This is a genomic window from Clostridium sp. (assembly GCF_051654825.1).
In the GTDB taxonomy this organism is placed as follows: Bacteria; Bacillota; Clostridia; order Clostridiales; family Clostridiaceae; genus Clostridium.
This window is the reverse complement of sequence record NZ_JBOFYU010000029.1, coordinates 1-2,971: the sequence shown is the minus strand read 5'-3', so window position 1 is coordinate 2,971 and position 2,971 is coordinate 1. Positions and strand designations below refer to the sequence as shown.

The 2,971-nt window shown below is 28.5% G+C and carries 3 protein-coding genes; 1 reads left to right on the top strand and 2 read right to left on the bottom strand.

Annotated features, from left to right (window positions below; genetic code table 11):
- A partial coding sequence (locus ACRDBA_RS01380; RefSeq protein WP_438571158.1) for a Crp/Fnr family transcriptional regulator occupies window positions 1-535 on the top strand: 535 nt, incomplete at its 5' end.
- A gap of 30 nt (window positions 536-565) precedes the next feature.
- On the opposite strand, the gene ACRDBA_RS01375 is transcribed toward ACRDBA_RS01380, so the two are convergent.
- Both ACRDBA_RS01375 and ACRDBA_RS01370 read right to left on the bottom strand, forming a co-directional pair.
- A complete protein-coding gene (locus ACRDBA_RS01375; protein WP_438571157.1) occupies window positions 566-1,810 on the bottom strand; it encodes a response regulator transcription factor in 1,245 nt (414 codons plus the stop codon).
- Window positions 1,792-2,971 (bottom strand): sensor histidine kinase (locus ACRDBA_RS01370; protein ID WP_438571156.1); only part of this gene is annotated, 1,180 nt, incomplete at its 5' end. The genes ACRDBA_RS01375 and ACRDBA_RS01370, both read right to left, overlap by 19 nt.

The following is a 2,971-nucleotide window of genomic DNA, read 5'->3' as shown; positions in this document are numbered from 1 at the left end:
TAAATCTGGTGATCTTATTGGTGGTGTTCCTTATCACCTCCTTAATCGCCCAAATACTTGCTTTACATCTCGTCAGGATCTTTCACAATTTTACACAAAAACACGTTGTAAAATTTATAGAATTAGTTCTACTAAGCTTAATAACCTCTTGATATCAAACCCCGAAATTTCGTTCTTTATCACTCAGTCCATTGCAAGCCATTTCCATTCTGTGATTAATCATTTTCATTCTTCTAAAGAAGACCACACTCCTGCTCGTCTTTGCAAACTGCTTATCAATCTTGCACAATATAAACAAGATAAATACTTTTTACACAAATATTTTACATATGTAGAATTAGCCAAATATCTAGGTGTTCATTCTGTAACAATTTCTCGAATTATGCTTACGCTTAAAAATATGAGCGTAATAGAAAAAGAGGGGCACTGTATCATTATTAGTGATATGGAAAAACTTATTAATCTAGCAAATTCCCCTCATCTACTCACTCCTTCCCCCCTAAAAGATACTGCTATGACTTCTTCAAAAAAATAAAAGCCGAGTTATTTATCACTCGGCTTTATCCTATTTACCTCTCCTAAAATCTACTGGCGATACTCCTATGCATTTCTTAAATACTTTACAAAAATATGAAGCAGATTCAAATCCTAACTCCATAGCAATCTCTCCTATTTTCTTATTAGATTCTATTAATAATATTTTAGACTTCTCTATTTTTACTACTTTAATAAAATCAGACAGATTTCCACCTGTCATTTTTCGATAATACCTAGATAGATAAGAAGGATTCAGATGAATAACACTTGCCAGTTTAGTAAGTGTTAACTCTTCTCCTATATGTCTTTCAATGTACCTTTCTAGTTTCAAAATGAGTTCATCTTCATTTTCTGTAACTTCTTCTTCCATTTCTAAAATTTTAGGCACGCCTATCTCTGTTTCCTTTAATAACACTCGATATAGCTTACTAAACTCTTCATTTATTTGCTCAACTCTTACTGGAATTTTTGAAAATATTACACTAATAGGTTGATGACATAATTCCATAATAATTTCTTGATATTCCTCACTTATTTGAATGAGTTTAAGTGGTATATCAATTACCTCTTTAGGTTGTAATAAACACACTATATAGTCTCTCTGATATTCAAATACTTCTGTATAAAACTCTTCTCTTAGTTCTTCATAGTATACTTTTTTTACCTTATACACTATTTCTGCTATCTGATCTATTGTTGAATCATTACATAGCACTCTTCCTATATAAATGATTAGTTCTTTATCTAAATCAATATCTAATACTTCTTTTAGCTGAATCTTATCTTTCTCATTTAAATTCTGTAATAAAATACTTTCCAAGCACTTCGCCTTAATAAAGCTTTCATACACTTTATTTTCTACCACCTCTTGTAATCTGAGTAGCTGTTCCTGCTTAGACCTTTCTATATCTTTTACTACCTCTTCTATTTTTCCTAATATTTCATCATCATCTTCAGATTTTAATATATATCCAGCCTTTAGATCATTAGTGGCTTTATAGATATATTCGAATTCATTATATCCTGTTAAAAATATGATTTTACACTTTTTCCATCTTTTTTTTACTTCCTGTGCTAATTCAAATCCGTCTTGTCCTGGCATATGAATATCCGAAAGTAAAATATCAATTTTAACACTTTTCATAATCCCCAATGCTTCTTGTGTAGAATAAGCTTTATAAATTTCAAATTCATACTTACTTTCTTCTTCAAAAATTTTACTTAATCCCTTTACAATTACCACTTCATCATCTACTATAAGCAGTCTATACATACTGTACTCCCCTCTAATTCAATAAATAATTGAATTTTTAATCCCCCTAGTTTTCCTCTTGCTACGTTTAATCCGCTTGTCTCTCCAAATTTAAGTCTTAACCTTTTATTCACATTAAATAGTCCTGTTGTTTCTTTTTTCTTTTCATTACTTGTTAGGCTTATATTTAATGCCTCTATTTCTTGGTTACTTATTATGTTTCCATTATCCTCTATACTGATTTTCAAGTATCTACCTACATTACCTTCTATTTGTATATGTAATTCTCCTTGTCCACTTATTTTCTCAAAAACATATTTATAACAATTTTCTACAAGTGGTTGTAAAATAATCCGAGGTACTTTAATTCCTTTTAGCTCCTCCGGTATCTTATCTATTTGTATATTAACCCTTTCTCCAAATCTTATTGTTTGTATATCTAAGTATAATTTTGTATGTTTGTATTCTTCTTCTAAACTTATACTGTCACTCCCATTTCTAGTAATAAACATATAGTACTTTGCTAATTTTTGAGAAAGAATCATAGCATTTTCACTATCTTCTATCTTGCACATTTTACTTATATTAAAAAAACAATTATATAAAAAGTGAGGATTAATTTGAGATTGTAACTGTCTTAATTCACTTTTATTCAGTTCTAATTCTTGTTCATATGTTTTTTCAACATATATTTTTAACGCATCTATCATGCTCTTGAATCCTTTGAAAATGTATTCAAATTGATCATTTGTACTATAATTAATATCCAAATCAAAGTTATTTTCTTCAATTTGCTTCATTACTTCAACTAGCTTTTTTAATGGCTTATTAATGATATTATAAATATAAATAATAAATGCACCTAACGCAGCAGTAGAAATTATAATCCATAATTTAAAAAGATTATTGAATTGCTTCATAGGTATAAATACACTTTTCCCATCAAAAGACATAACAACTTTTATTTTAGATGAAACTAAATTAGTTTGTAGCAAATAGTATTCTTCTTTTTGCTCATCAAAATGTTCTGTTGTATATATCGGTATCTCATCTTGTATAATACCTACTTCTACACCTCCTATTAATTCTTTTATATTACTTATCATTCTCTCAATCTCTCTATTATTAATTTTAATATAACTAAAAGAATTATATTTTCCATTTATAGCCAAAGGAATACTT